At 71.9% G+C, this 25,012-nt stretch carries 19 protein-coding genes; 10 read left to right on the top strand and 9 right to left on the bottom strand.

Annotated elements, in window-relative coordinates:
• Positions 1 to 94 precede the first annotated feature (94 nt).
• Together ASF35_RS09580 and ASF35_RS09585 are read left to right on the top strand one after the other, a co-directional pair.
• Entirely contained in the window at positions 95 to 826 is a 732-nt protein-coding gene (locus ASF35_RS09580; protein ID WP_235493025.1) for a class I SAM-dependent methyltransferase, read from the top strand.
• On the top strand, positions 823 to 4,833 hold the full coding sequence (locus tag ASF35_RS09585; protein WP_162239304.1) for an alpha-(1->3)-arabinofuranosyltransferase family protein: 4,011 nt from the start codon (positions 823 to 825) through the stop codon (positions 4,831 to 4,833). Before ASF35_RS09580 ends, ASF35_RS09585 begins: the two co-directional genes overlap by 4 nt.
• Here the strand turns inward: ASF35_RS09585 and ASF35_RS17715 are convergent.
• The 4 genes from ASF35_RS17715 to ASF35_RS09610 are packed head-to-tail and all read right to left on the bottom strand — an operon-like array spanning position 4,734 to position 11,464.
• Positions 4,734 to 5,903 (bottom strand): acyltransferase, encoded by a 1,170-nt coding sequence (locus ASF35_RS17715; protein ID WP_255353830.1) that lies wholly within the window; start codon positions 5,901 to 5,903, stop codon positions 4,734 to 4,736. The two genes, ASF35_RS09585 and ASF35_RS17715, sit on opposite strands and share 100 nt — an antisense overlap.
• Positions 5,896 to 7,722: a hypothetical protein gene (locus tag ASF35_RS09600; protein ID WP_055965895.1), complete on the bottom strand. Its 1,827-nt coding sequence runs from the start codon at positions 7,720 to 7,722 to the stop codon at positions 5,896 to 5,898. The genes ASF35_RS17715 and ASF35_RS09600 overlap by 8 nt, the downstream gene beginning before the upstream one ends.
• The gene (locus ASF35_RS09605) at positions 7,719 to 9,701 is read right to left on the bottom strand and encodes a hypothetical protein (RefSeq protein WP_055965896.1); all 1,983 of its coding nucleotides are present in this window, start codon (positions 9,699 to 9,701) and stop codon (positions 7,719 to 7,721) included. Before ASF35_RS09605 ends, ASF35_RS09600 begins: the two co-directional genes overlap by 4 nt.
• Complete coding sequence (locus ASF35_RS09610) at positions 9,698 to 11,464, bottom strand: hypothetical protein (protein ID WP_156367994.1); 1,767 nt, start codon at positions 11,462 to 11,464, stop codon at positions 9,698 to 9,700. Before ASF35_RS09610 ends, ASF35_RS09605 begins: the two co-directional genes overlap by 4 nt.
• Positions 11,465 to 11,597: 133 nt before the next feature.
• Here ASF35_RS09610 and ASF35_RS09615 point away from each other — a divergent pair, with 133 nt between their 5' ends.
• From ASF35_RS09615 to rpsA, 3 genes are all read left to right on the top strand, one after another.
• Positions 11,598 to 12,590: a DUF3068 domain-containing protein gene (locus ASF35_RS09615; RefSeq protein WP_055965900.1), complete on the top strand. Its 993-nt coding sequence runs from the start codon at positions 11,598 to 11,600 to the stop codon at positions 12,588 to 12,590.
• A 113-nt stretch (positions 12,591 to 12,703) separates the two neighbouring features.
• Complete coding sequence (locus tag ASF35_RS09620) at positions 12,704 to 13,969, top strand: M18 family aminopeptidase (protein ID WP_055965902.1); 1,266 nt, start codon at positions 12,704 to 12,706, stop codon at positions 13,967 to 13,969.
• A 209-nt stretch (positions 13,970 to 14,178) separates the two neighbouring features.
• The gene (gene rpsA / locus ASF35_RS09625; protein WP_055965904.1) at positions 14,179 to 15,624 is read left to right on the top strand and encodes a 30S ribosomal protein S1; all 1,446 of its coding nucleotides are present in this window, start codon (positions 14,179 to 14,181) and stop codon (positions 15,622 to 15,624) included.
• Positions 15,625 to 15,716: 92 nt separating this feature from the next.
• Here the strand turns inward: rpsA and ASF35_RS18030 are convergent, their stop codons facing one another.
• A complete protein-coding gene (locus ASF35_RS18030; RefSeq protein WP_156364841.1) occupies positions 15,717 to 15,866 on the bottom strand; it encodes a hypothetical protein in 150 nt (49 codons plus the stop codon).
• A 93-nt stretch (positions 15,867 to 15,959) separates the two neighbouring features.
• On the opposite strand from ASF35_RS18030, the gene ASF35_RS09630 reads away from it, so the two are divergent.
• Complete coding sequence (locus ASF35_RS09630) at positions 15,960 to 16,913, top strand: GlxA family transcriptional regulator (protein ID WP_055965906.1); 954 nt, start codon at positions 15,960 to 15,962, stop codon at positions 16,911 to 16,913.
• 22 nt (positions 16,914 to 16,935) lie between these two features.
• Here ASF35_RS09630 and ASF35_RS09635 read toward each other — a convergent pair whose 3' ends face one another.
• The gene (locus ASF35_RS09635; protein WP_082495463.1) at positions 16,936 to 18,243 is read right to left on the bottom strand and encodes a class I adenylate-forming enzyme family protein; all 1,308 of its coding nucleotides are present in this window, start codon (positions 18,241 to 18,243) and stop codon (positions 16,936 to 16,938) included.
• A 288-nt stretch (positions 18,244 to 18,531) separates the two neighbouring features.
• On the opposite strand from ASF35_RS09635, the gene ASF35_RS09640 reads away from it, so the two are divergent.
• Both ASF35_RS09640 and coaE read left to right on the top strand, forming a co-directional pair.
• Complete coding sequence (locus ASF35_RS09640; RefSeq protein WP_055965908.1) at positions 18,532 to 19,293, top strand: SH3 domain-containing protein; 762 nt, start codon at positions 18,532 to 18,534, stop codon at positions 19,291 to 19,293.
• A 17-nt stretch (positions 19,294 to 19,310) separates the two neighbouring features.
• Positions 19,311 to 19,901 (top strand): dephospho-CoA kinase, encoded by a 591-nt coding sequence (gene coaE / locus ASF35_RS09645; protein WP_055965909.1) that lies wholly within the window; start codon positions 19,311 to 19,313, stop codon positions 19,899 to 19,901.
• Positions 19,902 to 20,018: 117 nt separating this feature from the next.
• Here the strand turns inward: coaE and ASF35_RS09650 are convergent, their stop codons facing one another.
• Entirely contained in the window at positions 20,019 to 20,963 is a 945-nt protein-coding gene (locus ASF35_RS09650; protein WP_055965911.1) for an RNA polymerase sigma factor RpoD/SigA, read from the bottom strand.
• A gap of 198 nt (positions 20,964 to 21,161) precedes the next feature.
• On the opposite strand from ASF35_RS09650, the gene ASF35_RS09655 reads away from it, so the two are divergent.
• On the top strand, positions 21,162 to 21,665 hold the full coding sequence (locus tag ASF35_RS09655; protein WP_055965913.1) for a hypothetical protein: 504 nt from the start codon (positions 21,162 to 21,164) through the stop codon (positions 21,663 to 21,665).
• A 12-nt stretch (positions 21,666 to 21,677) separates the two neighbouring features.
• On the opposite strand, the gene ASF35_RS09660 is transcribed toward ASF35_RS09655, so the two are convergent.
• A complete protein-coding gene (locus ASF35_RS09660) occupies positions 21,678 to 22,976 on the bottom strand; it encodes a geranylgeranyl reductase family protein (RefSeq protein WP_304438622.1) in 1,299 nt (432 codons plus the stop codon).
• On the opposite strand from ASF35_RS09660, the gene ASF35_RS09665 reads away from it, so the two are divergent.
• Positions 22,975 to 23,697, top strand: a complete 723-nt coding sequence (locus ASF35_RS09665; protein WP_055965915.1) for a queuosine precursor transporter — start codon at positions 22,975 to 22,977, stop codon at positions 23,695 to 23,697. The genes ASF35_RS09660 and ASF35_RS09665 overlap by 2 nt on opposite strands.
• Before the next feature lie 12 nt (positions 23,698 to 23,709).
• Here ASF35_RS09665 and tgt read toward each other — a convergent pair whose 3' ends face one another.
• Positions 23,710 to 24,966 carry a tRNA guanosine(34) transglycosylase Tgt gene (gene tgt, locus ASF35_RS09670; RefSeq protein ID WP_055966521.1) on the bottom strand — a complete coding sequence of 419 codons (1,257 nt, stop codon included), beginning with the start codon at positions 24,964 to 24,966 and terminating at the stop codon, positions 23,710 to 23,712.
• Positions 24,967 to 25,012 lie beyond the last annotated feature (46 nt).

The following is a 25,012-nucleotide window of genomic DNA, read 5'->3' on the forward strand; positions in this document are numbered from 1 at the left end:
GCGCTTCGACGACGCCGAACGGCGCCCCGCGTCCCTCACGCGGTCTCCCGAGTGTACTCGGCCGCTGGTCCAGGGGCTGGGCTATCGTGCCCGGGTGCCTGCGCCGTTCCGACCGTCGACGAGACGATCCTGGAGGCTGTTCCAGGCGTTCCGCGTCGAGCAGACCGATCCCGACCGGTTCTACGGGGCACTCGCCGCCGACTCCGTCGCCCACGTGGCGCACCACACCGACCTCGACGGTGCGTGGGTGCTCGACGTGGGAGGAGGACCGGGCTACTTCGCCCGGGAGTTCCGGGCGGCCGGCGCCCGCTACACCCCCCTCGACGCAGACCTCGGAGAGCTCAGCGGACTCGGGGCGCCCGAGCCGGGGACCGTGCTGGGCAGCGGCATGCAGCTGCCGTTCGCCGACGGCAGCTTCGACGTCACCTACTCCTCCAACGTGCTCGAGCACGTGCCGCAGCCATGGCTCATGGCCGACGAGATGGTCCGTGTGACCCGGCCGGGCGGCCTCGTGTTCTGCTCCTACACGCTCTGGTGGGGGCCGTGGGGCGGTCACGAGACGGCGCCGTGGCACTACCTCGGCGGTCGTCGTGCCGCCCGGCGCTACACGAGGCGGCACGGACGGCCGCCGAAGAACGTCTTCGGCACCTCCCTGTTCGCCGTGACCGCCGCCGCCGGGCTGCGCTGGGCCCGGGGGCGTGACGACGTCGAGGTCGTGGCCCTCCAGCCTCGTTACCTCCCGCGATGGGCCTACGGGGTGCTGCGCGTCCCGCTGCTGCGCGAGGTCGTCACGTGGAACCTCGCGATCGTCCTGAGACGGCGATGACCACACCACTCACCGCGGTCCAGCGGTGGCGCATGGTGGCCGTCTCGGGAGCGCTCGTCGCGCTGGCGTTCGTGCAGGCCCCGGACCGGATCCTCAACGACACCAAGATCGACCTGGCCCTCGCGCCGGGGCGCTTCCTCGAGCGGGCGCTGAGCCTGTGGGACCCGGCCGGCTCGTTCGGGCAGGTGCAGAACCAGGCGTACGGCTACCTGTTCCCGATGGGACCGTTCTTCTGGCTCGGCGACCTGCTGGCGGCACCACCCTGGGTCGTCCAGCGAGCCTGGTGGGCCCTCCTGCTCGTCCTGGGGTTCTGGGGCGTCGTCATGCTGGCGCGGGTCCTCGGCATCGGGACGCACGGGACCCAGATGCTCGGTGCCCTGGCGTACGTGCTGTCGCCCCGCATCCTCACGGTCATCGGGCCCAGCTCGGTCGAGGTGTGGCCGATGGCCACCGCGCCCTGGGTCCTCGTGGCGCTCGCGATCGGGTTGACGCGCGGTGACCCACGTCGGTGGGCCGCGGCGGCGGCCCTCGCGGTCGCGGCGACCGGCGGGGTGAACGCCGCCGCCACGGCCGCGGTCCTGCCCCTGGGCGTCCTGCTCGTCCTGCTGGCCGATCCGGGCCCTCGGCGCCGAGCTCTCATGCTGTGGTGGCCGGCGCTGACGATCGTGGCCACGGCCTGGTGGTGGATCCCGCTGATCCTGCTCGGAAGGGTGAGTCCCCCCTTCCTGGACTTCATCGAGAGCGCGACGACCACGACGTTCGCGGCTCACCCCTTCGACGCGTTGCGGGGCACCACCAACTGGTTGCCTTACCTGGACGGGACGCAGGTCGCCGGCAACGCGCTGGTCACCGAGCCGCTGCTCATCCTCAACGGCACCCTGGTGCTCGCGCTCGGCGTGTGGGGCCTTGCCCGTCGCGACGTGCCGCATCGATCCTGGCTCGTCGGCGGCACCCTCCTCGGCCTGGTGCTGGTGACGGCAGGCCAGGGCGACGGCGGCTGGGGGAGCGGGACGGTGGCGGGGTGGCTCGACGGCGCCCTCGCACCCCTGAGGAACACGCACAAGTTCGACCTCGTCCTGAGGATCCCGCTGGTCCTGGGCCTCGTGCACCTGGTCGCCCGGGCCCAGCCGGTCACGGTGCGAGGTCTCCGTGTCTCGGGAGTCGCGGTCCTCGCAGTCGCCTCCCTGGCGTCGGCGACCACCCCTGCCTGGACGGCCGAGCTGCCGCGGACCGGTGGCTTCGTCTCCGTGCCGGGCTACTGGGACGACGCGACGCGGTGGATGACGGCCAACACGTCGGGGGAGAACACGCTGGTCCTGCCGGGTTCGGCGTTCGGCGACTACCTGTGGGGCAGGCCGCGGGACGAGCTGGTGCAGGCGCTCGGCACGACGCCCTGGAGCCTGCGCAACGCGGTGCCGCTCGTGCCGCCCGGAGCCATCCGCTCGCTCGACGCGCTCGAGGAGGCCTTCGCCTCCGGGCGCGGTTCCCCGGCCCTCGCCGACCTGCTGAGACGCTCCGGCATCCGGTTCCTCCTCGTCCGCAACGACCTCGCCGCGACCGGCGCCACCGATCCGGAGCTGGTCTACTCCACCTTGTCCTCCACACCGGGCGTGCAACGACGGGCCGGGTTCGGTCCCCGGGTCGGCAGTCCTGCCAGCCAGGAGACCGACGAGGGGGAGACGGTGTTCGTGAACGGTGGACGCCAGTCACGCCACCGTGCCGTCGAGGTCTTCGAGGTCGCCGAGACCTCGGCGTCGACGGCCCGCAGCCAGCAGGCGGACGCGACACCCGTCGTGGTCGGGAGTCCTGCGGCACAGCTGTTGGGCCTGCTGCCGACGGGTGTCGACGTGCTGATGGCCCGCGACGTCCCCGACACCCTCACCCCGCGGCAGGTGGTCCTGACCGACACGGACCGGCGGCAGGAGGTGGCGTTCGGCCGTGTCGTGGACAACCGCTCCGCCTCGCTGGCTCGAACCGATCCCTACCGGATCGAGCGGCCCGTGCACGACTACGTCACCGGCGACGACGAGGCCTGGCAGACCGTGCCCGAGCTCGAAGGTGCCCGGGACGTCGCGGTCTCCTCGTCGGCCTCGGACGTCACCCAGGGTCGGATCGACCAGACGGCTGCGCCGTGGGCGGCGCTCGACGGGGACCCGAGCACGGCCTGGACCGCCGGCGACCTCGACGGGTGGCTGGAGGTGCGTTACGGCCGCGCCGTCTCCACGGAGGGCGCGACGGTCACCCTGCCCAGAGGGGCTGAGCCGAGGACGGTCGAGGTCCGCACCGACCGTGGCGTCCAGACGCTCAGGCTGCGGCCCGGTCGTCCCGCCTCGATCGACGCGGGGACGACACGGACGCTGCGCATCGGGCTGCCCCGACCGGACCTCGATCCGTTGTCCCTCGCCGAGGTCGACGTGCCGCGTGCTCCGCTGTCGCGCCCCCTTCGGCTGCCCGACCTGCCCAAGGCATGGGGCACGCCCACCGACGTGGTGCTCACCGCCGACCCCGGTGACGCCTCGTGCTGGCGCGTCGAAGGTGTCACCCGGTGCGTCCCGGGCCGCGACGGCCGCGGCGAGGACGCATCGATGCTCGACCGCGTGGTGCCGATGGGGGCGGGAGCGGTGTTCGCCTCGGGCATGAGCGTGCTGCCCGTGAACGGCACGGACCTCCAGAGGCTCCTCGCCGGTCCGGTGGAGCCGACGACGAGCTCGTCGGCCTCGTCGGATCCCGCGGCCGGGCCGTTGGCGATGGTCGACGGTGATCCGCAGACCGGCTGGGTGGCCTCGCTCGGCGACAGCGACCCGACGATCACCCTGCGTCTGGACGAGGACGCCGAGGTCTCGCGGATCAGGTTGCGCACCGATCCGACGCTGGCGGCCTCTGCGCCGCGGCGAGGGGTGGTCGAGCTGGACGACGGCGCCCGACAGCGCGTGCGGTTCGACGTCGACGGGCTGGCCGAGCTCGAGCGCCCGGGCGACGCACGACTGGTGAAGGTGACGGTCACCGACGTGTACGTCCGGTCCACCCTCGGTTTCGACGGATCGGGCAGCGGTCTGCCCGTCGGCGTCAGCGAGGTGTCACTGCCCGGCAGCGGGATCGATCCCGCCGAGGGAGCCGCCACCACGGTCGACCTTCCGTGCGGCTCCGGTCCCGACCTCCGGGTGAACGGTGCCCGGTACCCCACCTCCGTCCGAGGGTCGCGCGCCGCCGTCGCGGCGCGAGCCGAGCTCCCCGCCACCGTGTGCGAGGACGGCGGTTCGATCGCGCTGCAGGAGGGTGACAACCGGATCGTGGTCCGGGGCGGCGAGGCCTTCCGACCCACCCTGCTGCGCCTGTCGCAGGGGCCGCGTGCCGACACTGCCGGCTCCGAGAGCGCCATCGGGCGCAACGGCAGCGGCACCCTGCGGGTCGACGACCTCGGGGAGGGGACGGAGCGCCTCGTCGCCGTCCCCCAGACGGCGAACCCGGGCTGGACGGCCGGCGACGCCACGGCCGTGACCGTCAACGGCTGGATGCAGGGGTGGATCACGGACCGGGGAAGCGTCCAGGCGTCGTTCGGCGCCGGCACGGTGTACCGCCTCGGCCTGGCCCTGGGCGCCGTCTCCGTGCTCGGCCTGGTCCTCTGGTGGTGGCGGTCGAGCCCTCGAGGCGCGCCGGGATCCGCGGCGCGACCGCGACCACGGCGGCGCCTGCGCGCGACGGTCCTGGGCCTCGCGACCGTCGTGTCGGTCGGACTCCTCGGGGGATGGACGGGGCTGGCCGCGGCCGGCGTCGGTGCCGTCGTGACCGGACTGCTGCGGGCGCGAGGGACCTGGGTCGCGCCGCTGGCGGTGACGGCGGCGGGGACGGGGTACGTGCTGGCGCCGTGGGGCTCGGCGGGCGGCTGGGCCGGGGCAGAGGCGTGGCCTCAGCTCCTGGTGCTGCTGGCGGTGGGCGCGCTCGTGGGGACGGTCGTGCCGCGTCCCCGGTCCTTGAGCCGCATCGCGGGCCTCTCCACCAGCCGGTAGGCGACCTCTGCCGCGACGACGCTGCCGAGGACCGTCAGGCCGAACAGGGTCCAGCCGTTGCCCTGGTAGAGGGGCAGGTCGAGGGCGGCGGCCACGCCGTGCACGACCAGTAGGTGCAGGCAGAAGATGCCGTACGAGATGTGTCCCAGGTGCCGCAGTGGCCTCCAGGCCATCGCGCGGGCGTACCGGGTGTCGGTCGGACCGAGGACCGACGGCAGGACGAGGAGCCCCGACGCGGTGGCGTACAGGACGCTCTTGACGACCGCCTGGCCCGCCGTCGGCTGCTCGAGCAGCGTCGGCCCCGCCAGCGGCGTCGCCGAGACGGCGAAGGCGGCGGCGGCGAGGGTCCAGCAGACTCCGGGCTGACCGGCGAGTCCTGCGAGGGTCGCGAACCGAGGAGCAGTGCGGCGCTCGAGGTCCACGACCGCGAGCGCGAGCCCCACGGCGAACCAGCCGAGGAACGCCGGGAGCCAGAGGTTCGAGCCGTCCACCCGCGGGGCGACCAGCCCGAGCCAGCACCAGGACGCGAGGCCCGCCCCCGCCAGCACCAGGAGCACGGCCCTCGGGTTCCAGCCACGACGGGCGGACCAGCGGTGCAGAGGCCACAGGAGCAGGGGGAGGGCGAGGTAGAACGCGACCTCGACGCAGAGGCTCCACATGTGCGTCAGGCCGGCCACGAGGTCGGCGGGTGGGTAGACCTGCGTGAGGGTGAGCTGGCGGATCCAGGTGCCCGGCCCGGCGGCGTCGTTCTCCGGCAGTGCGAGGAGCGCCACGACCACGGTGACGACATAGAGGGGGACGATCCGCAGGAAGCGTTTCCAGAGGTAGCGTCCCGCGCGCGGCGAGGAGGTGCCGTCGGCCATGGCGGCGAGGAACGGCTGGCCCAGGAGGAAGCCCGAGAGCACGAAGAAGATGGCGACGCCGATGTCGAGCCGTGCGGTCATCGCCCCGAGCAGACCCTGGGGGTAGAAGCCTGCCCAGAAGCTGGTGTGGGTGGCCAGGACCGCGAGAGCCGCCATGGCCCGGACGGTGTCGAGTCCCGGATAGGTTCGACGCGTGGTCTCAGGCACCGGGCACCACCAAGGGCTCGATGCCGCCGACCGCCACAGTGTCGATGCACAGGGCGGCGGTCCCGTCGTTGCGGACGACGAGCTCGTCGAACGCGCCGGCCGACGGCAGGAAGGCGGTGTGGGCTCCCCGGGCGAGATCGAGCTCGCGCGTCACCGTCCCTGCGCGGACCGTGACGTCCAGGTCGGCGCCGGCGAGGTAGCCGAAGGACAGCATGAACGGGAAGTCGAGCACGGGCTGCAGGGGCACCCGACCGGTGGAGCCGGGCTGGATCAGGTACCCGCATCCCTCCCGGGGTCCGGGCAGACTCCTGGGGCCGCCGCCCACGGCCGCGTCGACGACCCGTCCTGCGGGATCGATCATCTCCAGGTCCACGCCCTGGTCGACGAAGTCCAGTCGGTCACCCAGCGGCGCCAGCACGTGGGACGCGAGGTTCTTCGGGAACGCCGCCGACCACAGCACGACGTCCGGCACGCCGGTGTCCAGGACCTGACGCGGGGCCGTCGGCGACGTCTGGGACTCGACCGTGGCCAGGTACTCCCGCTGCGGCATGGTGGCCTCCTCGTGCCACGGTCGCACGTAGAGCACGGAGCTGACCAGACCGGAGACCAGCACCACTGCTGCCGTGGCGACGACCCAGCGTCGACGCAGCGGGACGACCAGCACCGCCGGCTCCCGCGGCTCGAGGGACTGGTGCGCTCCCCGGACCGGCATGGTCGCCAGGCCGACGCCGAGTGCGGCCACGGCAGCCAGGTCCGCGAAGTACCGGAGCTCCAGCGCCGCCGACTCCGGACCGAAGGCCGTCGCGCGACCGATCGCGATGATCACGGCGCCGAGGACGGCGTAGCCGAGGACGATCAGCACCGGCCACCAGGCGCGGCGATGCCGCAGACCCTGCCAGACGGTCAGGCCGCCCAGGACGAGCCAGGCCAGCACGGTGAGCAGCAGCGGCGTGTCGACGAAGAGCCTGGGGCCCACGCCACCGGGCTGGCCGAGAGTCGTCCACCACCAGGGACCTCCGAGGAGCGAGGGGACGGCTGATCGGACGAGTGACAGGTCGATGGTGTCCAGCACGACCGACGGTGAGGGAGCAGGCGAGCTCGGCGCGACCGTGAGGTAGATCCACAGGTAGGTCACGGTGAGTCCGCCGGTCACCAGCCAGGCGTGCCAGTAGCGTCCCACCGTCTCGCGGAGTCGCGGGACGAGTCGACGGCTCGAGGCGAAGTAGCAGAACGTGACGACGAGCAGCAGGACCGGGATGAGGACCGACTTGGTGTAGCTCGCGTAGCCGAGGGCGAGGAATGCGCCCGTGAGGACGGCCCGAGACGGCGTCCGGTGCCGCAGGTAGCCGACGTGTGCCGCCACCGCACCCATGAGGGCGACCTGGTGGGGGAGCTGGTTGATGGCCGCGGCCCACCACACCGTGGTGGGGACGGTGGCCGGCGAGAACAGGTAGAGGGCCAGGGGCAGGAGGATGCCGGGTCGGTCGCCGAAGAGCGTCCGGAGCATCCACCAGCAGGTCCCTGCGGCCGCGAGCTGCAGGGTCATGACCTGGACGACGACCGCCCACCACGGGAAGGTCCCGCTGTGACCGACGAGGGTCGTCAGCCATCGGCTGAACGGCATGAAGTGGACGTTGTGAGGCTCCAGGTACCAACCACCTCGATCGATCCCGGTCGCCGTGTCACCGAGGAAGATGAAGTCGTCGGAGTAGAACCAGCTCCCGGTGACGGCCCAGAGACGGAACAGCAGCGCGACGAGCACGAGGGCGAGCGAGGCGATGACCACCCATTCCTCGCGGTCGAACGGACGGCGCCTCATGCCGGGGGCTCCTGGCCGCGGGGGGTGACGAAGCCGACGCGGACGTTGTCGATGCAGACGCTGAGGTTCGCGGAGGCGACCAGCTCGACCTCGGAGAAGTCGCCGTCGCTCAGGAAGAGCATCGTGTGCAGCCCGGACTCGACCTCGACGCGTCGGAACATGTCGCCGACCGTGACGTCGACGAACCCGTCGGCGTTCGCGAGGTAGTCGAGTCGTACCCAGAAGCCACCGGGGACCACCTCCGCCACCTCGATCGTGCGCCGGGCCTGCTGGACCAGGTATCCGCAGTTCTCGACCTCGCCCGGGGCGGCTCGCGGGCCGGCCTCGACGGTGGCGGGGCGGAGCCGGCCCTGCTGGTCGAGGACCTCCAGGTCCGTGCCCTGCGTGACGGCACGCAGCTTCGGTGCCAGAGGAGCCAGCTTCCGCGAGGGAAGGTTGTAGGGCGCGATGACCGGGTTGGCGACCTTGGGCGGGAACGGGACGTCGGCCACCGTGACCGTGCCCTCACGTTGGGCGAGTGAACGCTCGACCTGTGCGACGAACGCACGCTCGGGGAACGCCGTCTCGTCGTCGCGAGCGTGCCACGGCAGCACGTAGGTGACGGTCGAGACGAGCGAGCCGGCGACGAAGAGCACGCCCAGCGTGCGCACGAGGCCCGTCGGGAGCGGAAGCGTGATGCGAGGCACCTCGCGCGGCTCGGGTCCGGTGCGGGCGCCACGGATCGTCAGGAACGCCGCAGCGATGCCGAACGCCCCCACGGCGGCGAGGTCGGCGAAGTAGCGGACCTCGCGGGCGCCCACCTGGCTGCCGAAGGTGGCGGCGCGGCCGGCGAAGACCAGGACGACCGAGGCGAGGCCGTAGGGAACCAGGATCCACAGCACGAGCAGCGCGTTGCGGTGTCGGGCCCACCGGTGCACGACGAGCAGGACGATCACGACCCACGACAGGGCCACGAGCGCGAGTGGCGCCGTCGCGAGGGACTGCGGCGCGCCTCCGACGACGAGGTCAGGGCTGCCACGGTAGGCCAGCGGCGCGCAGTCGGAGGCGGCGATGAACGGGTCGATGCCGCCGGTCCACAGGCGCCATGACCAGGGCCCTCCGGCCAGTCCGCTGCCGATGGTCTCGAGGACGGACGTCTCGACCAGTCGAGGTGCTTCGCAGGCTTGTCGAGGCGGAGCGTCGGTCTGCCGGGAGAGCCAGAGTGCGACATAGCCCGCGAGCAGGAGGCCGAGGCCGAGCCAGGCGGGCCACTGCCGCCCGAGATCGCGGAGCCGCTCGCGCCACGGACCCGCGGTGAACCACAGCAGCGAGATGCCGACCAGCACGGGAACCAGCAGAGGTGCCTTGATGTAGGAGCCCAGGGCGAGCGCCGTGAAGGCGAAGGTTCCGAGCAGTGCGGGCGGGCGTCGTCTGCGGAGCCACACCACGTGGCAGGTGACGGCGCCGAACAGCCCGATGTGGAAGGGGTACTGGTAGATGGCCACGGACCACCAGACCGAGCCGGGCACGGTGAAGGGACTGGCCAGGTAGAAGGTCAGCGGCACCAGCAGGAGTCGTCGGTCGCCGAACAGCACCCGCAGCATCACCCAGCACGCCACCGAGGCCGCGACCTGCATGAGGAGGATGTGGGTGGCGTAGGCCCACCACGCGAAGCCGGCCTTTCCGACGAGCAGAGCCATGGCGAAGCCGACGGGCTGCAGGAGGCTGAAGTGGCTGCGGAAGAGCCACCCCACGCCGGTCTCCCCGCGGACGACGTCGGCGATGAAGATGTAGTCGTCCCACATGAACCAGCTGCGTGAGGTCGCCCAGCCCCGCAGCAGCGCCTGAGCGCCGATGAGTGCGACCGCGAGCCACGTGGTGGTGCCCACGCGGGGGAGCCGCCGTGCCACGCGACTGCGAGCCGGACGGCTGGCTGCGACGCGCTCGCGTGCTCGTCCCAGCAGGCGGGCCACCGGGTCCGCGGGCAGTGGTTCGTTCATGACGGCGCCACCAGTCCGTACTCGACCCGGGTGACGCACAGAGACGTCCCGGCCGACGCGGTGACCACGACCCGGTCCAGCGGGCGCGGTGCGGCCGCCAGAATCCTGTGCCGCCCGGCGGGTGCCGCGATGCCCACCCTCGTGACCCCGATCCCACCCACGGAGACCGTTCCGGGTCGGGCCGAGACGTAGTCGACCGCCACCCACGGACCCAGGACCGTCGGCGGCGTCAGCCTGAAGTCTCGACCCGTCGTGCCCACGGGACGACATCCGCGGACGGCCGGCGCGGCGACGGCCCCCTCGACGGGGACCACGTCCGCGGGGCGGAGGCGACCCGCGTCGTCGAAGGTCTGGAGGTCGGCTCCGGCGAGGGAGGTCGTGTACCGGTCGTCGAGCAGGGCGAAGTAGTTCCTCAGGAGCGCCTTGTCGCCGAGCACCGGCGCCACCACGGTGGACGGGGCGAACACGTCGGCGAGTCGGGTCGCGGAGTGGGACCTCAGGTCCGCGATGGCCCGCTGGTTGACGGTGCGTTCGTCGAACGTCCGCCACCCGTCGGCGTACACCGCCGAGCTGGTCAGTCCCAGGAGCACGACGAGACCGACGAGCGTCGCGCGCACCGGGACGGCCGGGACGAGGTCGACCAGGGGGACCGGCCGTCGGCGCGGCGGGTCGGCGACGTCGACGGGGCTGCGCACCAGCGACACGCCGGCGAGCAGCAGCAGCGGCGCGGCGTCGGAGAGGTACTGGACGTGGATGCCGATGCCTTCGCCGCCAAGGAGGCCGATCGTGTAGGCACGTCCGGTGTAGACCAGCACGGCGGAGGCGAACAGGTAGAGGCCGACGGGCCAGAGCACCAGCAGCGAACGCTCGTAGGTGCCCCAGCTGTGCAGCAGGACCACGGCGACGAGCGTCGCGGCCACGACCACCATGACCACGGGGGGGTCCGCGAACTGCACGGGACCCGTCCCGAAGTCGACCCACCGCAAGGGACCGCCGACCAGGGTCGGCAGGAGCGCCTCGAAGAGCTGCGCCTGTGCGAGCTCGACGAACTGGCTCGCCCTCGCCGGCACCGCCGCCTGCGGCCGGGTGACGTAGACGACGAGCCAGGCGACGCTGAGGGCGCCGTAGACCACCCAGGCGACCCGGAAGTCCCGGACGGCCCTCCAGAAGCGGTCCCACGGCCGACCCTCGACCAGCCAGATCAGCGTGAGGGCCGCCACGGTGACGACCACCAGTCCCGTCTTGGCGTACGAGAGGTAGCCGACCGTCAGGAAGACGCCGGCGACGGCGACCCACCGCACTCGACGGGTGCGCGCGTACAGGACGTGCGCCGTCACGACGCCGAAGAAGGCGATCTGGTGCGGGTACTGGTTGATGGCGACCGCCCACCACATGAGGGCCGGCACGGTGAGAGCGGTCGTGCCGTAGACGGCCAGGCCCACCAGCGCGACGCGCCCCGGTCCGAACACCGTGCGCAGCATCCACCAGCAGGCCAGGCTCGCGAGTGCCTGGAGCACGACGATCTCGACGGCGACGGGCCACCACGCGTACGGCTCACTGACGGCGACGACGAGCTTCACCAGGAGGAAGGACAGCGGCATGAAGTGACCCTGGTGCAACCGGGTGTACCAGGCGAGGTCGTCCTCCCCACGCGCGATGTCGGCCATGAAGATGTGGTCGTCCACGAGGAACCAGCTGCGCGAGACGAACACACCCCGGACGACCAGCTGCGCGAGGATGATCAGGAGGGCCGCCGAGGTCACCGCGGAAGGCGGTCGGAGGCGCAGGGTCACAAGGGAGGATCCTGCCACGTGCCCGGGTCCGGCGCGGGCGGCGAGTCGTGACCCTACGGACTGGTAACGTGCCGCTGATCACAACGGCGGAGGGAGCCCCACTGTGGGAAAGAAGCTGGGACTGGTGGCGCTCGTGCTGGGCGCCTTCCTGGTGGTACTGGCAGGTCTGAGCAAGTTCTACATGTACGACCGCCTCGCGGTCGTGCCGGACAACAACCAGACCACGAGCATCTCGCAGACCGCGTCGGGCGAGGACGGTGAGTACCTCGACGTGGGGGCCGAGGGTGGGCCGGCCATCGTGACGGGTCCGCTCAAGTCCACGCGCATCGTCGAGGGCAACGTCGAGCTGAGCGAGGAGGCGTCCGACGAGCTGAACCGCGACGTCGCCGTGTGGGACACGTTCACGTGCACCGACACGCCCGACTTCGACTGCGGCAGCGGCGAGACGCCGCTGAGCAGCACGAAGGACACGGTCGCCTTCGACGCCCACACGGGCGAGACCGTCGACTGGGCCAAGTCGCGCACCGAGTCCGGTGGCACCAAGACGCGCGGTGCGTTCAAGGGCCTCTACTTCAAGTTCCCGTTCGGGACGGAGAAGAAGGACTACATGTTCTGGGACGGCACCCTGAAGGAGGCCACGCCCGCGACGTACCAGGGCGAGACCACCATCAAGGGCCTCGACGTCTACGAGTTCGAGCAGGTCATCGAGCCGACGAAGACCGGGACCATCGCGGTCCCGGGGTCGCTCATCGGCGAGGACCGGCCCACGGTCGTCGCCGACCGGATCTACTCCAACACCCGCACCTTCCTCGTGGAGCCCGTCACGGGCGTCATCATCCGCGGTGGGGAGTCGCAGGACGGCTACCTGGAGCTCGACGGCGAGCGCAAGGCCACGACGACGAAGGCCACGCTCGGCTACACCGACGCCTACATCCAGGAGACGGTCGACGAGTACAAGGGCAAGGCCACGCTGCTGAAGGCCGTCAACTCGACCTTCCCGATCGTGGGTGGGCTCGTGGGACTGCTGCTGCTCGTCCTCGGTGCGGTCGCCCTCGCCCGCGGGCGCAAGGAGAACGGCACGCACACGGCGGCGTAGTCACGCCACCACCGCCTCCGGCGCGCCACCCTCGCCGGTGGCGCGCCGGAGGCGTTCGTGCACGGCAGTGGTGGGGTCCCGAGCCCGGGCGACCGGCTCGATACGGTGAGGCCATGCCTGCCGCCGACGACCTCTGCCGCTTCGTGGACGCCTCGCCGTCGCCCTTCCATGCCGTGGCGACGGCGGCCGCGGCGCTCGACGCCGCAGGCTGGTCCCGCGCCGACGAGCGCGACGCGTGGCCCGCCTCGGGCGGACGCGGGTACGTGGTGCGTGGCGGCTCGCTCGTGGCCTGGGACGACACCGCGGCGACCGGGCCGGCCGACCCGTTCCGCATCGTCGGTGCCCACACCGACAGCCCGAACCTGCGCCTCAAGCAGCACCACGACCGCCGGTTCGAGGGCACCGACGTGCTCGCGCTCGAGCCGTACGGAGGACCGCTGCTCACGACGTGGCTCGACCGCGACCTCGGCGTCGCCGGCCGGGTCGTGCTGCGCGACGGATCCGAGCGGCTCGTCCACGTCGACGAGCCCGTCCTGCGCGTGCCCAACCTGGCGATCCACCTCGACCGCGACGCTGCCGGGGCGCCCGACCGCCAGCGTCACCTCGACGCGGTGTGGTCGCAGCGGGGCAGGCCGTTCCTGGCCTGGCTGGGGGAGCGGGAGGGCTTCGCGGCCGAGGACGTCCTCGGCCACGAGCTCATGACGACCGACGTGGTGCCGAGCGGGCGGGTCGGGGCCGACGGCTGGCTGGTCGCCGCCCCACGTCTGGACAACCAGGCGACCTGCTTCGCCGGGCTGGAGGCTTTCCTGACCTCGGGGGCGTCGGGGTCCGGCCCGGTGCCGGGTCAGCGCTCGGTGCTCGTGCTGTTCGACCACGAGGAGGTCGGCAGCTCATCGGAGCGGGGAGCGGCCTCCGACCTCCTGCTCACCGTGCTGGAGCGCATCGTGCTGGCTGCAGGCGGAGCGCGCGACGACCTGCACCGCACCGTGGCCGGGTCGATCTGCGCGTCCGGCGACATGGCGCACGCGACGCATCCCAACCACGCCGAGCGCCACGAGCCGCTGCACCACGTCGTGCTCGGGGGAGGGCCCGTGCTCAAGGTCAACCAGAACCTGCGCTACGCGACCGACGCCGCCGGCGCGGCGGTGTTCGCGCGAGCCTGCGAGAGCGTCGGCGTCCCGCTGCAGCGGTACGTCCACCGGGCCGACCTGCCGTGCGGGTCGACGATCGGGCCCATCAGCGCCGCCCGCACCGGCATCTCCACCGTGGACTTCGGAGCGCCGCAGCTGGCCATGCACTCGGCGCGGGAGACGATGGCCGCCGCCGACGTGGAGCACTACGTGAAGGCCCTCACGGCCTTCTTCGAGCTCGCCGACTGACGGTCCGGCCGGCTCGCGACCGGCCTGGACGTCACAGGGGCCCCGCCACCCCGGAGCCGAGGAAGATCGCGTACCCTGAGAGATGCGCTGGTGACCTGTGCGTTCCTCGGGACGAGCAGGAGCGTCCTCGGCATGTCCGTCCTGCGGGCTCCGCGGCGCCGTCCACCGGCCGTTCCCGACATCATCCATCCATCGGAGTCCATCTACCTATGAGCATCGCTCCCTCTGCGGCACCGCAGGTTGCGGTCAACGACATCGGCAGCGAGGCCGACTTCCTCGCCGCCATCGACTCGACCATCAAGTACTTCAACGACGGCGACATCGTCGACGGCACCATCGTCAAGGTGGACCGTGACGAGGTCCTCCTCGACATCGGCTACAAGACCGAGGGCGTCATCCCCTCGCGCGAGCTGAGCATCAAGCACGACGTCGACCCCAACGAGGTCGTCAGCGTCGGCGACAGCGTCGAGGCCCTCGTCCTCCAGAAGGAGGACAAGGAAGGCCGTCTGATCCTGTCCAAGAAGCGTGCTCAGTACGAGCGCGCCTGGGGCGACATCGAGAAGATCAAGGCCGAGGAAGGCGTCGTCGAGGGCACCGTCATCGAGGTCGTCAAGGGCGGCCTCATCATGGACATCGGACTCCGTGGCTTCCTGCCCGCCTCGCTCGTGGAGATGCGTCGCGTCCGCGACCTCGACCCGTACATCGGCCAGAAGCTCGAGGCGAAGATCATCGAGCTCGACAAGAACCGCAACAACGTGGTCCTGTCGCGCCGTGCCTGGCTCGAGCAGACCCAGTCGGCCGTGCGCCAGAAGTTCCTCGACGAGCTCAAGAAGGGGCAGGTCCGCAAGGGCGTCATCTCCTCCATCGTCAACTTCGGTGCGTTCGTCGACCTCGGCGGCGTCGACGGTCTCGTCCACGTCTCCGAGCTGTCCTGGAAGCACATCGACCACCCGAACGAGGTCGTCCAGGTCGGCGACGAGGTCACCGTCGAGGTCCTCGACGTCGACCTCGAGCGCGAGCGCGTGTCGCTGTCGCTCAAGGCGACGCAGGAGGATCCGTGGCAGCAGTTCGCCCGGACCCACCAGATCGGTCAGATCGTGCCCGGCAAGGCCACCAAGCTCGTCCCCTTCGGCGCGTTCGTGCGCGTCGAGGAGGGCATCGAGGGCCTCGTGCACATCTCCGAGCTGGCCGAGCGTCACGTCGAGATCCCCGAGCAGGTCGTGCAGATCGGCGACTCGGTCATGGTCAAGATCATCGACATCGACCTCGAGCGTCGTCGTATCTCGCTCTCGCTCAAGCAGGCGAACGAGACGCAGGCGGCCGAGGGCGACGACTTCGACCCGACGCTGTACGGCATGACCTCCTCGTACGACGAGCAGGGCAACTACATCTACCCCGACGGCTTCGATCCGGAGACCGGCGAGTGGCAGGAGGGCTTCGACGAGGCCCGCGCCGCGTGGGAGAAGCAGTACGCCGAGGCTCACGAGCGCTGGGAGGCGCACAAGAAGCAGATCGAGGAGGCCGAGAAGGCCAACGTCGAGGCCGGCGAGGTCAGCAACTACTCCGCCGGTGGCGAGGTCGAGACGACCGAGGGCTCCCTCGCGTCCGACGAGGCCCTGCAGGCCCTGCGCGAGAAGCTGACCGGCGGCGAGTGATCCACACTCCCACCGCACGACGCTGATCCAGCACACGAGACCCCCCGACCGTCAGGTCGGGGGGTCTCGTCGTGTCCGGGGGTGTGGCGGCATCACCGGACGGTCAGGTGCTGGTCGGGCTCGAACGCGTCCTGGTGGTGGCTGCGGGGCGGGGGACGCGTGCCGTAGCCGTCGAAGGACACGAGGACGGCGAGGGTGATGACGAGGGCGGACAGGGCGAGGAGGAGCAGGAGGATGATCATGGCAGCAATTCTCGCCACATCGGGAACCTGCCACCAGTGGCAGCATCGCCAGTATCAGTCGATTTACTGCCACACCTGTGGCACGCTGGTCCCATGAAGAAGGTCGCGGTCATCGTGCAGGACGGCGTGCAGGCGTTCGGGCTGGGCTCCATCTGCGAGGTGTGGAACGAGCCGTACCACCCGGACGACGACAACCCCGTGTTCGAGTTCTCCGTGTGCACGCCCGAGCCCGGACGGGTCCGCGGCTCGAGCTACGACCTCTTCGTCGAGGAGTCGCTCGACGCCGCAGCCGACGCCGACCTCGTCTGCATCGCCCCCAAGCGCGGCTACCGGGCCCACCACCCGGCGGCCATCGAGGCCGTCCGTGCCGCGGCCGGGCGCGGAGCCTACGTCTCGGCGCACTGCACCGGGGCGTGGCTGCTCGGCGAGGCCGGGCTCCTGGACGGGCGGGAGTGCACGACGCACTGGCGCTACGGCGCCGAGCTCCAGGAGGCGTTCCCGGAGGCGGTGGTCCGCCCCGAGGTCCTCTACGTGCTCGACGACGGCGTGCTGACCGGCGCCGGCTCCGCTGCCGGCATCGACGCCTCGCTGTACCTGATGCGTCGAGTGTTCGGGGCCCGCACGGCCGCGACGGCGGCACGACGCATCGTCATGCCGCCGCACCGCAGCGGGGGACAGGCGCAGTTCGTGCGCACCCCCGTCGGCCAGGTGGAGGCCGAGACGTTGTCGCCCGTGCTCGCCTGGGCGCTCGAGCACATCGACGAGCCGCTGCCCGTCGACCGCCTCGCGGCCCAGGCGCACATGTCGCCGCGCACCTTCGCGCGACGGTTCCGCGACGAGACGGGCACGACGCCGCTGCAGTGGCTCACGAGCCAGCGCATCGCCCTGGCCGAGGAGCTGCTCGAGAGCTCGCCGCTGTCGATCGAGCAGATCGCCGGCCGCGTGGGGTTCGGCAACGCCGCCACCCTGCGTCACCACTTCACCCAGGCGCTCGGCACCACGCCGCAGGAGTTCCGCCGGACCTTCACGTGCCTCGAGGCCGGCTGACCGAGCACCGCGGCGCCCAGGGTCACAGCTCCGTGCGCCGCACCTTGCCCGTGGCCGTGCGGGGGAGCGCGTCGAGCCGCTCGTACTCCTTCGGACGCTTCGGGGGCGCGAGCCGCTCCGTCGCGCGCCCGCGCAGGACGTCCTCGTCCACGTCGCCGACGTAGGCCGCCACCACACGCTGTCCCCACCGGTCGTCGGGTCGTCCGAACACGGCCACCTCGACCACGCCGGGGACGTCCTCCAGCGCGGCCTCGACCTCGGCCGGGTAGACGTTCACGCCACCGCTGATCACGAGGTCGCTGCGTCGGGCGTCGAGGTGCACGTAGCCGTCCTCCACCCGCCCGAGGTCGCCGACGGTGAACGCCGGCCCCGCGGCCGTCTCGCGCCACGCGTCGGCCGTCTTGTCGTCGTCGCGCCAGTAGGTGAAGCGTCCCCACGGCGGGACGACGCACCAGAGCAGGCCCTCGTCGTCGACCGTCACGACCCGTCCCGGCCGCGCACGACCGACCGTGCCGGGGTGCTCGCGCCACTCCTGCGCACGGCAGGCGGTCCACTGTCCCTCGGTCGATCCGTAGAACTCCCAGACCGCGTCGACGCCGAAGCGGTCGTGCGCCCACCGGCGGACCGGCTCGGGGCAGGGGGCCCCGGCGTGTGCGACGAGGCGGAACGAGGAGAGGTCGGGGTGGCAGCCAGTGTGGTCGACGTGCTGCCGCAACCGCTGCAGGTGCGCCGGGACGCAGAACATCGTCGTCGGGCGCACCGTCTCGACGGCGTCGAGGAACGCGGCGGGCTCGAAGCGCGGCAGCACCGCGATGCCGCCCCCGGCCAGCAGGGTCCCGGTGGCGAAGCGCAGGGGAGCGGAGTGGTAGATCGGCGACACCACGAGGTCGACGTCGGTGGCGCAGAACCCCCACAGCTCGCGCTCCTCGGCCACCAGCTGCGCCGCGTCGCCCGCGTCGAGCAGGCCCGACCACACGCCCTTGGGTCGGCCGGTCGTGCCCGACGTGAAGTGCATGGGCCGACAGCGCGGGGCGGCGTCGAGCTCCGTCGGTTCGCCGTCGAGCAGGGCGTGCAGCTCGTCGGCGCTCTCCACGACCAGCGCGGCATCGAGGTCGTCGAGGATGCGCGACCGCTCCCACGGGGTGAGTCGCGGGTCGAGCGGCACCGGCACGACGCCGCTCCGGCAGGCTCCGAGCACGACGCTCGCGTAGTCCGGCTCGCCAGGGCAGAGCAGCACCAGGCGGTCACCCTCGCGCAGCCCACGCGCCCGGAGCGCGCCGGCCACGCGGGCCTGGTCGTGCCGGCTCCGCTCGGCCGTCAGCACCTCCACGTCGCTCTCCCTTCGTGAGAGGTCGGTCACAGCCCCCGCGGGGCGACGGGTGTGGATCGTCACGAGTGCGTGAACTCAGGCACAAAGTATGCTTCAGTGGTTGATCGGTCTTGTCCCCCCTCCGTCTGAAGGTGATCGTCTGTGGCTTCTTCGCGCCACAAGCACGCCGTCCCGCGGCGTGCCGGACGCGGAACCACGTCCCCCGCTCCCCGCTCCACCGCCCCCGCTCGACACAGCAGCCGGCACTCGGCGCCGTCCCCCTGGCGCCGTCAGGTCATCAAGGTCGCCATGCCCACCGTCGGCGCCCTTGCGGTGCTCGGTGCCGCGGTCGCCGTGGTGTCCTCCGACGCCGAGGTCGCGCCGGCCTCGGCCAGCGTCGCCGCCCCGGCCGACGACATCATCACCGAGGCGCTCGCCGACACCCCCGAGGTCAACCGCAGCGCCGAGCGTCCCGAGCTGCCCGACGAGGACACGGTCGCGGTCGACGTGACCGGCCAGAAGGTCGCCCTCGAGGACGGCGTGACGATCCACGCCGACGCCGACTCCGACTCCCCGGTGCTCAAGAAGGTCGACCAGGGCGACGTCCTGGACGTCACCGGCGAGAAGAAGGACGGCTGGAGCGAGGTCGTCTACAAGGGGCTTCCGCGCTGGGTCAGCACGAAGAAGATCGCCGACGACCTCCCGCTCGGCACCGAGCCGTGCCCCAAGCTCTCCGAGAGCGGCATGCAGCCCGACACCGTCAAGGTGTTCCGGGCCGTGTGCGCCAAGTTCCCGGAGATCTCGTCGTACGGCGCGATCGCCGGCCGAGGTGAGCACGCCACCGGCCACGCTCTCGACATCATGGTCCGCGGTCCGCTGGGCGACCAGATCGCCGCGTTCCTGCAGGAGAACCGGGCCGAGCTCGGCATCGAGTACCTCATCTGGGAGCAGCGCATCTGGCGTCCGGCCACGTCGAACAGCTGGCGGGGCATGAGCAGCCGCGGTGGCGACACGGCCAACCACTTCGACCACGTGCACGTCACGACCTACGGCAACGCCGCCACCGGCTGAGCCCGGCTCGTGCACGCATGACGCTCCAGGTCGGTCTCACCGGCGGCATCGGCTCGGGCAAGAGCACCGTCAGCGCGCGGCTGTCCGAGCTGGGCGCCGTGGTGGTGGACTACGACCTGTTGGCGCGTGAGGCCGTCGAGCCCGGCTCCGCGGCTCTGGCGGCCATCGGCGCGCGCTTCGGTGACGACGTGATCGCCCCGGACGGGACGCTGGACCGGCCGGCCCTGGGGTCGGTCGTCTTCGCCGACGAGCAGGCCCGGCGCGACCTCGAGGCCATCACCCACCCCGCCATCCGCGAGCTCGCCGCCGCGCGGATCGCCCAGGCTCCCGCAGAGTCGGTCGTGGTGCACGACCACCCCCTCCTCGTGGAGATGGGGATGGCCGGGCAGTGCGACACGGTGGTCGTGGTCGACGTCCCGACCGACGTCCAGGTCGAGCGGCTCGTCGAGCAGCGCGGGATGACCGAGGCCGACGCCCGGGCCCGTCTGGCTGCCCAGACGTCGCGGGAGGAACGCCTCGCCGTCGCGGACGAGGTGCTCGACAACAGCGGGACCCGCGAGCAGCTCCTCGACGCCGTCGACGCCCTCTGGGAACGCCTCGCCGGCTGACCCGCGTCCGGCACGGTGCGAGGCTCACGCCCGTCTCCGCGACCGTCCGCACATGACGAAGCCGCCCTGTCGGGGGAGGCAGGGCGGCTTCGCGTGGGGTGGCGGTCCTTGAGCGTGTCAGGCCGCCAGGTCGGGGTCGGCGATCTTGCGCAGCGTCACGAGCGCCTGGCGCTCGAGCTGGCGGACCCGCTCGGCGGAGATGCCGTGGCGCTTGCCGATGTCGGCGAGCTTCTGCTGACGGCCGTCGAGCAGGCCGTAGCGGGCTCGCACGATGTCGGCCTCGCGCGGACCGAGGTGGTCGATCAGCGTGCTGATCAGGTGCTTGGTCTCGTCGTCGAGCACCGCCAGGTCGGGACCGGGCGACGTGTCGCGGGCGATGAGGTCACCCAGCGAGGTGTCGCCGTCGTCGTCGACCGGGGTGTCGAGGCTCACGTGGTCGCGACCCCAGGACAGCAGGTCGATCACGCGGTCGACGTCCATGCCGAGCTCCTCGGCGATCTCCTGCGGCTCCGGGTCGTAGCCGAGGGTCCGCTCCAGCGTGCGGCGAGCGGCCGTCACCTGGTTCAGCTCCTCGACCACGTGCACGGGCAGCCGCACGACGCGTGCCTGCTGCGCGATGCCTCGGGTGATCGCCTGACGCACCCACCACGTGGCGTAGGTGGAGAACTTGAAGCCCTTGGCGTAGTCGAACTTCTCGACCGCGCGGATCAGGCCGGTGTTGCCCTCCTGCACCAGGTCGAGCATCGGCATGGCCGAGCGCCCGTACTTGCGGGCGATGGAGACGACCAGACGCAGGTTGGCCTGCACGAACTCCTGCTGCGCACGCTCGCCCTCGGCGGCGATGAACTCCAGCTCCTCGCGGGTAGCGCGCTTGGGCGCACCGCCCTTGGCGCGGCCGACGCGTCCCTCGTCGAGCAGGTGCTGGGCGTACAGCCCGGCCTCGATGCTCCGGCTGAGCTCGACCTCGCGGGCGGCGTCCAGCAGCGGCGTCCGGGCGATCTCGGCCAGGTACATGCCGACGCTGTCCTTGCCCTCGGCGCTCTCGTGCCTCGTTGACGTCATCTGAATACGCCTCCCATCGTGTCTGTACCAGTGCAACGCACCGGATCGCCCTCTGATTCCGCTCTCAGGGTCTTCTTGGCAGGTGTTGGCCGGGGTCTCAGTCCCAGCACGGCGGTCGGTCCGGCACGGGGCGGTGCGCGGGAGGCGCGCGGACGGCTAGGTTGTCCTTACCCAATTCTCAGCATGAAAGGTCTACCCATGGCAGCCGACTTCAAGGCGCTCTCCCGCAACGATCAAGGTGCACTCGTCGCCGGGGTGCTCGCGCTCCTCTTCTCCTTCTTCGGGGCGTACGTCGTGGCTTCCGTGGACGGTGGCGACGACCTGCCGATCTCCGTCGACACGTCGAGCGGGGTGAACGCCTGGAACAGCTGGGCGACCCTCGGCATGCTGCTCATCCTCGTCGCGGTCGCGGTCGTGGCGATCAAGGCCTTCGCCGCGCAGAGCCTGCCGGACACCGTGCCGTGGCGACTCGTGGCCCTCGCAGCCGCTGGTCTCGGCACCTTGCTCGTGATCCTGCGTGCCCTGACCGCCGACGGCGGCGGCAGCTTCGGCAGCGTCAGCGTCAGCGTCGGTCCCGGCTGGTCCGGCTGGCTGCTCTTCATCGCCGCCATCGCGCTCACCGTGTTCACGGCGCTCGCGTTCAAGGACTCCGGCGAGAAGCTTCCCGAGGTCAACAAGAAGAACGACCCGCCGGCGGCCTGAGCCGACCGGTGGTCAGGCGGTGAACGGTGGTCGGTCGTCCAGGGCGACCGACCGCCGTCCCGCCCAGCGCCACACCCGCGCAGTGAGGTCACGGTCCTCGTCGGTGACGAGGTTGCCCATGACCCGCAGAGCGATCGTCATGAGCGTGTGGGACCGCATGCCCAGCGGGCCGAGCGTGGGCAGCAGTCGCGGGACCGTGATGAGCCCCGCGAGGCGCCGTGCGATGGAGAACGCCTCGCCGTAGTGGCCGACGAGGAGCTCGGGCCAGGCCGTCGAGAGGTCGGCCCCCGAGGTCATCAGCTCCGCCCCCACCCGGCCGGTCTCGAGGCCGTAGTCGATGCCCTCGCCGTTGAGCGGGTTGACGCACCCGGCGGCGTCGCCGACCAGGATCCAGTTGGGTCCGGCCACGCCGGAGACCGCGCCGCCCATGGGCAGCAGCGCCGACGTCGGCATCCGCAGCTCGGGGCCGAGCTCCCACTCGTCACGTCGCAGCTCGGCGTAGTACTGCATGAGCGGTCGGATCTGCAGCGCCGCGGGTCGCTTGGCCGTGGCCAGGGCGCCGACGCCGAGGTTCACCTCGCCGCCCTCGCCGGCGGTGCCGAGCGGGAAGATCCACCCGTACCCGGGCAGGAGTGAGGAGTCCTCGTCACGCAGCTCGAGGTGCGAGGAGATCCAGGGGTCGTCGGCGCGGCCGGACTTCACGTACGACCGGCCGGCGACACCGTAGGCGGTGTCGCGGTGCCACTCACGGCCCAGCACCTTGCCCAGGGGGGAGCGGACGCCGTCGGCCACGACGAGCCGGTCGCACCGGACCACGTGGCGCTGCTTGTCCGGTCCCACGGCGAACACGACGCCCGTGACCCGACCCGAGCTGTCGCGCTCGGCGTCGACCGCGCGCGCGTGGTCGAGGGGGCGGGCGCCGTCGGCCAGCGCGACGTCGCGGATCCGCGCGTCGAGCTGGGTCCGGGGGACCGCCGAGCCGTGGTCGGGCAGCGAGCCACCGGGCCAGGGCAGCAGCAGCTCCTGGCCGAAGCCGGCGGCCCGCAGGCCGCGGTTGGTGCCGAAGGAGCGCGTCCACGTGCCCAGGCCCAGCCGGTCGAGCTCGGCGATCGCCCGGGGGGTGAGTCCGTCACCGCACGTCTTGTCGCGCGGGAAGGTGGCGGCGTCGGCCAGCACGACGTCGGCGCCGGCCCGTGCGGACCAGGCGGCGGCAGCGGCTCCGGCCGGCCCCGCGCCGACCACGAGGACGTCGGTGCGCTCGGGCAGGGTCATGCCCCCGATCATCCCACCCCGTGCCAGGATGGCGCGCATGGCCTCACCGTCGTCCGCTCCGTCCGCGGGCCCCGGCACAGTCCGCTTCGCGTCGTCGGGCTCGTCGTACTACGCCGTGGTGCTCGCGCTGTTCTGCACGATCATCGTGGTCTCGAACATCGTGGCCGCCAAGCCCATCGAGATCGGCACGGGCTCGTTCAGCCTCGGCCCGGTCCAGGTCTGGCCCCTGCTCGTGGACGGTGGAGCCGTGCTGTTCCCCCTCGCCTACGTCCTGGGCGACGTCGTGGCCGAGGTGTACGGCTTCCGGGCAGCCCGCCGGGCCGTGCTGGTGGGCTTCGCGTGCGCGGTCCTGGCCGTCCTGACGTTCGCGGTCGTCCAGCGGATCCCGGGCGCATCGTTCTACGCCAACCAGGACGCGTACGAGGCGGTGCTGGGCCCGGTCGGCCAGATCGTCCTGGCCAGCGTGGTCGGCTACGTCTGCGGGCAGCTCACGAACGCCTGGGTGCTCACCCGCATGAAGGCCCGCACCGCAGAACGCGCGCTCGTCGTGCGGCTGGCGTCGTCGACCGGCGTCGGCGAGCTGGTCGACACGTTCCTGTTCTGCGCCATCGCCGCGTCGGCCATCGGCATCACCGGGTTCGGCGGCTTCCTGAACTACTTCGTCGTGGGCGTGCTGTTCAAGTGCGCGGTCGAGCTGCTCGTCATGCCGGTCACCGTGACGGTCATCGCGCGGCTGAAGGCGGCCGAGCCGACGTACTGACGGCCGGTCGGTTCAGCGCGACGCCGCGATGCGGCCGAGCGTCTCGTCGCGCAGGTCGTCGAACGTGCCGTCCTCGATGGCGCCGCGCATCCGGTCGACCAGCCGCACGACGTAGCGCTCGTTGTGGATCGTGGTGAGCGTGGCCGCCACGTACTCCTTGGCCTTGAACAGGTGATGCAGGTAGGCGCGGGTGTAGTGCGCGCAGGTGTAGCAGTCGCAGCCGTCCTCGATGGGCTCGAAGCGACGCCGTGACGCGGCGACCAGCAGGTTCTCGCGTCCGTCGGCGGTGTACACGCGCGACGACCGCGCCACCCTGGACGGGCCCACGCAGTCGAAGGTGTCCGCCCCTGCCTCGACCGCCGCGAACAGGTCGTCCGGCTCGCCGATGCCCAGCAGGTGTCGGGGCCGGTCCTCGGGCAGCTCGTCGGTGACCCATCCGACGATGGTCGCGAGGTTCTCCTTCTCGATGGCGCCGCCGATGCCGAAGCCGTCGAAGCGGGTGCCGTCGACCTCCAGGGCGGCGAGGTCGCGGGCCGCACGGCGGCGCAGGTCCTCGTGCTGGGCGCCCTGGACGACGCCGAACAGGGCCGGGGCGGGGGTGCCGGGCCCGGGGCCGCCGGAGGGGCCGGGCCGAGACGCGCGTTCGGCCGCGAGTCGGCCGTGCTCGGCCAGGCACCGGGCCGCCCAGGCCTGCGTGCGGGCGAGGGCCTCCTCCTGGTAGGTCCGGGAGTCGAGCAGGGTCGTGAGCTCGTCGAAGGCGAAGATGATGTCGGCGCCCAGGCGGTGCTGGATGCCCATCGACACCTCGGGCGTGAAGCGGTGCGTGGATCCGTCGAGGTGACTGCGGAACGTGACGCCCTCCTCGTCGACGTGCGCCAGGCGGTCCTTGTCCGTGGCGATCACGTCGGCGGCGTCCGTGGACGCGTCCATCGACAGGGTCTTGCGATAGCCGGAGCCGAGGCTCATCACCTGGAACCCGCCGGAGTCGGTGAAGGTGGGGCCGTCCCAGCCCATGAAGCGGCCGAGTCCGCCGGCGGCCTCCACGACGTCGTCGCCGGGCTGGAGGTAGAGGTGGTAGGCGTTCGCGAGCAGCGCCTGCGCGCCCAGCTCGGCCATCGCCTCCGGCAGGACCGCCTTGACCGTGGCCTTGGTGCCCACGGGGACGAAGGCCGGTGTCCGGATGGCGCCGTGGGCGGTCGTGATGGTGCCGGTGCGTCCGGCCCGCCCGTCGAGTCGGGCCTCGACCTCGAAGAAGGATGGGGTCGTCATGGGTCCGTCGGTCACCGCCTCATCCAAGCACCCCGACGACGGCGTG

Origin of the sequence: Aeromicrobium sp. Leaf291, from assembly GCF_001423365.1 — a bacterium.
GTDB lineage: Bacteria > Actinomycetota > Actinomycetes > Propionibacteriales > Nocardioidaceae > Aeromicrobium.

Excerpts from the sequence above, each read along its gene's own strand:
- ASF35_RS09585 (WP_162239304.1), top strand. The coding sequence starts at position 823 with ATGACCACACCACTCACCGCGGTCCAGCGGTGGCGCATGGTGGCCGTC.
- ASF35_RS09600 (WP_055965895.1), bottom strand. The coding sequence starts at position 7,722 with ATGAGGCGCCGTCCGTTCGACCGCGAGGAATGGGTGGTCATCGCCTCG.
- ASF35_RS09605 (WP_055965896.1), bottom strand. The coding sequence starts at position 9,701 with ATGAACGAACCACTGCCCGCGGACCCGGTGGCCCGCCTGCTGGGACGA.
- ASF35_RS09620 (WP_055965902.1), top strand. The coding sequence starts at position 12,704 with ATGCCTGCCGCCGACGACCTCTGCCGCTTCGTGGACGCCTCGCCGTCG.
- rpsA (WP_055965904.1), top strand. The coding sequence starts at position 14,179 with ATGAGCATCGCTCCCTCTGCGGCACCGCAGGTTGCGGTCAACGACATC.
- ASF35_RS18030 (WP_156364841.1), bottom strand. The coding sequence starts at position 15,866 with ATGATCATCCTCCTGCTCCTCCTCGCCCTGTCCGCCCTCGTCATCACC.
- ASF35_RS09630 (WP_055965906.1), top strand. The coding sequence starts at position 15,960 with ATGAAGAAGGTCGCGGTCATCGTGCAGGACGGCGTGCAGGCGTTCGGG.
- ASF35_RS09640 (WP_055965908.1), top strand. The coding sequence starts at position 18,532 with ATGCCCACCGTCGGCGCCCTTGCGGTGCTCGGTGCCGCGGTCGCCGTG.
- coaE (WP_055965909.1), top strand. The coding sequence starts at position 19,311 with ATGACGCTCCAGGTCGGTCTCACCGGCGGCATCGGCTCGGGCAAGAGC.
- ASF35_RS09650 (WP_055965911.1), bottom strand. The coding sequence starts at position 20,963 with ATGACGTCAACGAGGCACGAGAGCGCCGAGGGCAAGGACAGCGTCGGC.
- ASF35_RS09655 (WP_055965913.1), top strand. The coding sequence starts at position 21,162 with ATGGCAGCCGACTTCAAGGCGCTCTCCCGCAACGATCAAGGTGCACTC.
- ASF35_RS09665 (WP_055965915.1), top strand. The coding sequence starts at position 22,975 with ATGGCCTCACCGTCGTCCGCTCCGTCCGCGGGCCCCGGCACAGTCCGC.
- ASF35_RS09660 (WP_304438622.1), bottom strand. The coding sequence starts at position 22,976 with ATGCGCGCCATCCTGGCACGGGGTGGGATGATCGGGGGCATGACCCTG.
- tgt (WP_055966521.1), bottom strand. The coding sequence starts at position 24,966 with ATGACGACCCCATCCTTCTTCGAGGTCGAGGCCCGACTCGACGGGCGG.